The sequence below is a fragment of the bacterium genome (genome assembly GCA_040755795.1).
Taxonomy (GTDB): domain Bacteria; phylum UBA9089; class CG2-30-40-21; order CG2-30-40-21; family SBAY01; genus JBFLXS01.
On the sequence record JBFLXS010000292.1, the window covers coordinates 1 to 5,171 of the forward strand.

Annotated in this window: 9 protein-coding genes and 1 pseudogene; 8 read left to right on the forward strand and 2 right to left on the reverse strand. The window is 34.3% G+C overall.

Going from position 1 to position 5,171, the window contains the following annotated elements; translation table 11 throughout:
• The first annotated feature begins 108 nt into the window (after positions 1-108).
• From AB1414_15045 to AB1414_15075, 7 genes and pseudogenes are all read left to right on the forward strand, one after another.
• Complete coding sequence (locus AB1414_15045; protein ID MEW6608738.1) at positions 109-315, forward strand: hypothetical protein; 207 nt, start codon at positions 109-111, stop codon at positions 313-315.
• Positions 316-317: 2 nt separating this feature from the next.
• Positions 318-656 (forward strand): multidrug resistance protein, encoded by a 339-nt coding sequence (locus tag AB1414_15050; protein MEW6608739.1) that lies wholly within the window; start codon positions 318-320, stop codon positions 654-656.
• A 102-nt stretch (positions 657-758) separates the two neighbouring features.
• Positions 759-863: pseudogene (locus AB1414_15055) on the forward strand (alpha/beta hydrolase).
• Entirely contained in the window at positions 829-1,032 is a 204-nt protein-coding gene (locus AB1414_15060; GenBank protein MEW6608740.1) for a hypothetical protein, read from the forward strand. Before AB1414_15055 ends, AB1414_15060 begins: the two are co-directional and overlap by 35 nt.
• Positions 953-1,303 (forward strand): EamA family transporter, encoded by a 351-nt coding sequence (locus AB1414_15065; GenBank protein ID MEW6608741.1) that lies wholly within the window; start codon positions 953-955, stop codon positions 1,301-1,303. Before AB1414_15060 ends, AB1414_15065 begins: the two co-directional genes overlap by 80 nt.
• A 24-nt stretch (positions 1,304-1,327) precedes the next feature.
• Positions 1,328-2,083, forward strand: coding sequence for a Nif3-like dinuclear metal center hexameric protein (locus AB1414_15070; protein ID MEW6608742.1), 756 nt, complete (start codon positions 1,328-1,330; stop codon positions 2,081-2,083).
• A 12-nt stretch (positions 2,084-2,095) separates the two neighbouring features.
• Entirely contained in the window at positions 2,096-3,169 is a 1,074-nt protein-coding gene (locus AB1414_15075) for a M42 family metallopeptidase (protein MEW6608743.1), read from the forward strand.
• 187 nt (positions 3,170-3,356) lie between these two features.
• Here AB1414_15075 and mltG read toward each other — a convergent pair whose 3' ends face one another.
• Positions 3,357-4,466 carry an endolytic transglycosylase MltG gene (gene mltG, locus AB1414_15080; GenBank protein MEW6608744.1) on the reverse strand — a complete coding sequence of 370 codons (1,110 nt, stop codon included), beginning with the start codon at positions 4,464-4,466 and terminating at the stop codon, positions 3,357-3,359.
• A gap of 120 nt (positions 4,467-4,586) precedes the next feature.
• Positions 4,587-4,943, reverse strand: a complete 357-nt coding sequence (gene yajC / locus AB1414_15085; protein ID MEW6608745.1) for a preprotein translocase subunit YajC — start codon at positions 4,941-4,943, stop codon at positions 4,587-4,589.
• A 36-nt stretch (positions 4,944-4,979) separates the two neighbouring features.
• On the opposite strand from yajC, the gene AB1414_15090 reads away from it, so the two are divergent.
• On the forward strand, positions 4,980-5,171 hold a 192-nt coding region (locus AB1414_15090), incomplete at its 3' end, for a hypothetical protein (GenBank protein ID MEW6608746.1).

Here is a 5,171-nt window from a genome sequence, read left to right on the forward strand (position 1 = left end):
GTTTCACAGTAAGCGTTCAGATGGTGTAAGAAAAGGAGATATGGAGATAAAGGAGATAAGGAGATATTATTAAAAAAAATTGAAATTAGTAGAAACTAATAGAAATTTATGGAAATTTGTTGTTTTCCACAATCAATTTCTACCTATTTCTATAAATTTCAATCTATTTCTATTATCTTATCTCCATATCTTCCTTATCTCCTTATCCCCCTTCTTACACTTCTAATGTATAACCTGAACGGTTACGTTTCACAAAATGCGGATTTAAGAATCCCCAATTCAAAATCCGAAAATTCTAAAATACAAGGAGGATAACAATGCGGTTTTTTATAGCAGTGCTGATGTGTATTTGTGTAGGAGTAGGAGGACAATTATTGTTAAAAACAGGTGTTTCGCAAGCGGAGATAGGTAATTATTTTCAAATGCTAACTCATCCTGCGGTTATCATAGGTGGTTTTCTTTATATCGGAAGTTCTTTCTTATGGCTTTTATTGCTTCAAAGAGCACACCTGAGTTACCTATATCCACTGATTAGTGTCTCGTATGTCCTGGTAGTAATTGCTTCTTGCCTTTTATTTCAGGAAATAGTATCCCCTATTAGATGGATAGGGGTAGGAGTAATTTGTGTGGGAGTAACTTTAGTTTCACAGAGTTAGTGATTGGTAATTGGTAATTGGTAACTGGTGATTGGTAATTGGTTAAATATCTTCGTCGTAAGTTCAGCCGGATAGTATTTAATTACCAGTTACCGGTTACCAATTACCAGTTATCAGTTATCAGTTACCAATTACCAATTACCAGTTACCAATTACCAGTTACCAGTTACCAATTACCAGTTACCAATTACCAGTTACCAATTACCAGTTACCAATTACCAGTTACCAATTACCAGTTACCAGTTACCAATTACCAATTACCAGTTACCAGTTACCAGTTAATAAGGAGGAAAATTATGCCAATATTATTAGCTATTTTGGTCTGTGTGGCGATTGTAGTCACAGGACAGTTGTTGTTAAAAACAGGCGTAGGTAAGCCTTCGGGTAAGCCTATTCCATTAGAATTAATCAGGATATTTACTATGCCCAGAGTAATCTTTGGATTTTCACTTTATATATTTAGTGCCATGCTCTGGCTGTGGATTTTACAAAAGGCCCCTTTGAGTTTTGCTTACCCGATGTTAAGTCTAGCCTATGTCTTGATAGTCTTCTCATCTAAATTCATTCTCAAAGAACATGTGCCTTTGATAAGATGGATAGGTGTAGCAGTTATCTGCATTGGTATATTTTTAATTTCACAAAGTTAGGAAATTTTCATCAAGGTTTAAAATATGGTTACTTTAAAGCAAATATGCCAATTTCTTGAGACAGAGTTAAATATAGCCCAGGTTAAAGATGAGGCGATAAATGGCTTACAAGTTGAAGGAAAAAAGACAATTGAGAAAATAGCCTGTGCTGTTGATGCCTCATTAGAAACTTTTTATGAGGCAAAAAAACAAAATGTAGATATGATTATTGTTCATCATGGTCTATTTTGGGGAACACCTCAACCTTTAACCGGTACCCTTTATAAACGATTAGAGGTGTTGTTTAAAAATGATATTTCGCTCTATGCGGTGCATTTGCCTTTAGACCTTCATCCAACACTTGGCAATAATGCTCAATTAATGAATTTATTTGTCCCCAAAACATCACAACCTTTTGGGAAATATCATGAAGTACCAATTGGGTATTTAGGCAACTTAAAAAAAGGAATTGATTTATTAGATGTTAAACAAATACTTGAGCAAAGGTTAAATACTATTTGTCGATTATTAGATTTTGGTAGACAAAAGATTAAAAGCATAGCCATAGTCTCGGGTGGTGGCTCGGATATGCTTAAAGAGGCGATAGAAAAAGAGGTGGATTTATTTATTACTGGCGAATCAAAATTATTTACATATCATTTAGCCAGGGAATCAAAAATCAATATTATCTTTGCTGGTCATTATGCCACCGAGACATTAGGAGTTAAGGCATTGGCAGAGGTTTTAGCCCAAAAATTTCAAATAGAATGTCCTTTTATTGATATTCCAACAGAACTTTAAAAAGGAGAAAAAATGAAAGATTTATTAAAAAAAATTACAGATGTCCCTAAAGTATCAGGAAGTGAAGATGATATCAGGAATATTATCGTTAACGAGATAAAAGAGTATGTTGATACAATTGAGATTGATAAATTCGGTAATATTATATCAATCATAAAAGGAGATAAAAAACCAAAAGTAATGTTAGCGGCTCATATGGATGAAATTGGATTAATGGTAAAATTTATAGATGAAAAAGGGTTTATCCGATTTATTCCAATTGGTGGGATTAATGATCAAATGTTACTTAATCAAAGAGTAACTATTAAAACCTCAAAAGGGTATATTCCAGGGGTAATAGGTTCCAGGCCTCCACATTTAATGGATGAAGAAGAAAAAAAGAAATTAATAACTTATGATAAGATGTATATTGATGTCGGAGCAAAAAATTATGATGATGTTCTAAAAATGGGTATTCAAAAAGGGGATTCAATCTTTTTTACGCGTATATTTACTGAATTAGCCAATAACAATATCTCGGCTATGTCACTTGATAATAGTGTAGGGTGTACTATTCTTATAAGTCTGATAAAAAATTTAAAAAAGGTCCCGGCTGAATTATATACTGTTTTCACTACCCAGGAAGAGGTTGGTTTAAAAGGAGCTACGGTCTGTAGTTACAGTATTAATCCAGATGTTGCCTTAGCCGTAGATATTGAGATTGCAGGTGACTACCCGGAGATAAAAAAAGAAGAAGCAGACAGTGAAATAGGTAAAGGGACTTCATTTGTAATGTCTGATGCTTTAGGTAGGGGATTAATTATTCATCCTCAAGTTAAAAAATGGTTGCTTGATACGGCTAAAGATTTGAATATTCCCTATCAACTACATGTTGGTGGAAAAGGGGGGACAACTGATGCCTCAAGCATTCGCTTAGCCAGAGAAGGAATTCCAACAGGGGCGGTTTCTGTTCCAATACGCTATGCTCATACTCCAATTGAAGTTGTTAATTTAATAGATATGGAAAACACGATGACTTTTCTAAAATTTGCTATAGAAAAGGTAAATAAATATTTTCCACCTGTGCAATTAGAAATAAAAGGATAATTGATTAAACAGATTACATTTTTTATTGTAAGCGGATTGAGCGGATTTTTTTTTATTTCTTTTTCCGCTAAATCCGTTAAATCCGCTTACTAAATCCACCCGCTTACTATTAAAAATCTGTTTACTTAATTTTCTACCTGCACAGGTCAAACAAGTTACTACTCATCAACTTATTTTCCTTGTTAACCTATTTCCTATTAAATTGCAATTGATATTTTAACACGGCCTCATTATGTTCTTTAAGTGTTGTTGAGAACTTATGCATGCCGTTGTTCATCGAGACAAAATATAAATAATCTACTCTGGCTGGATACAAAGCAGATTTAATCGCAGATAATCCTGGATTTGCAATAGGACCCGGCGGCAATCCCTTATATCGGTAAGTATTGTAAGGTGAATCAATTTTCAGATCCTCTTTCCTCAAATTTCCATTAAAACGCTCTCCAAGGGCATAAATTACTGTTGGGTCACTCTTAAGTGGCATCCCTGTTTTTAAACGATTATGAAAGACAGCAGAAATAAGATGTCTTTCAGATACAGCCTTTGTTTCCTTTTCGATAATCGAGGCTAAAGTAAGCACTCGATGAAAAGAAAAACCAATTTGATTTGCATGGTCTTTATCTTCAGAGGTAATTACTTTATTCAATTGGGAAACCATCAATCTGATTATCTCCTCTTCAGTAGCTCCTTTAAGGATATAATATGTTTCCGGGAATAAGTAACCTTCTAAACTTTGGGCATAAATGCCTAAGTTAAAAATAAACTTTTCATCTTTAGTTACCTGAATAAATCTTTCTCTATTGACAAAGCCTTTTTTTGCCAAAAGGTCAGCTATCTGAGAGATATTGTATCCCTCAGGGACGGCGAAGCAGGTCTTAAGGCAGTCGCCACGAACTAATTTTGAGATAATCTCAGGCATATTCATCGCCGGTGTAAGTTCATATTCTCCTGCCTTAATCTTATCCTCGAATTTTATTACCCTTATTAACCACTCAAAGGCAAGGGCATCACGAATTACCCCTTCTGCCCTTAGAATTTTAGTAATCTCCTTTAATCCTATACCCTTACGAATATTAACTGTTTTAATTACAGAAGAAGATTTATTTACCGGGACATAAATCTGGTAGAAAACTATTACTGGAAGAACCAAAATTATAGTAAGAATAAACAATAATATCTTTTTAATCATTGGTATCTCCTGAGAATAGGAAGTAGAAAGTAGAGAGTAGAGAGTAGAGAGTAGAGAGTAGAAAGTAAAGAAAACATCACTCCTCACGCCTATCTCCCCATCTCCCACTTTCTATCTCCTATCTTATATCCGCGAATATCCGCATCATCAGCGTCATCAGCGTGCTATTATTTTTCATCGTCATTTGTGCCCTGCCAGGGCATGGCCGTTTCTCCTGCAGAATGTTTTTCAGGATTTCTTCTGGTCAGATTTTTCATCTGGTTGTTTTGAGGCAATAGCGGATTTTAACATCTCTATTTTCAGGTCTTTATCGCCTATGCGTAAAATAATAGTATTGTCTTTGATATCAAATATTGTGCCCAAAATTCCACTTGAAGAAATTACCTTATCCCCTTTTTTTAAATTAGCCAACATTTCCTGGTGTGCTTTTTTTTCCTTTTGTTGTGGTCGGATAAGCAAAAACCAGAATATACCAAAGATGAGAATAAGCGGGAGAAAAGAAGATATAGCACCAGCGGTTGAAGGAGGTGTTGTTACCTCTGGTGCTGACGGAGCCGCTAATAAAAAATTTACTACTAAATTCATCTTAATACTTGTCTCCTTTCTTTTGGTAAATGGTTAATGGTAATTAGTTACCAATTTTGTAAGCGTTCAGGTGGTGTAACAAAAGGAGATGTGGAGATTAAGGAGATATTATTAAAAAAATTGAAATTAGTAGAAACTAATAGAAATTTATGGAAATTTGTTGTTTCCCACAATCAATTTCTACCTATTTCTATAAATTTCAATCTATTTCTATTATCTTATCTCCAT

Coding starts and splice junctions, on each gene's coding strand:
- yajC (MEW6608745.1), bottom strand. CDS start 4,943: ATGAATTTAGTAGTAAATTTTTTATTAGCGGCTCCGTCAGCACCAGAG.
- AB1414_15065 (MEW6608741.1), top strand. CDS start 953: ATGCCAATATTATTAGCTATTTTGGTCTGTGTGGCGATTGTAGTCACA.
- AB1414_15050 (MEW6608739.1), top strand. CDS start 318: ATGCGGTTTTTTATAGCAGTGCTGATGTGTATTTGTGTAGGAGTAGGA.
- AB1414_15075 (MEW6608743.1), top strand. CDS start 2,096: ATGAAAGATTTATTAAAAAAAATTACAGATGTCCCTAAAGTATCAGGA.
- AB1414_15045 (MEW6608738.1), top strand. CDS start 109: ATGGAAATTTGTTGTTTTCCACAATCAATTTCTACCTATTTCTATAAA.
- AB1414_15070 (MEW6608742.1), top strand. CDS start 1,328: ATGGTTACTTTAAAGCAAATATGCCAATTTCTTGAGACAGAGTTAAAT.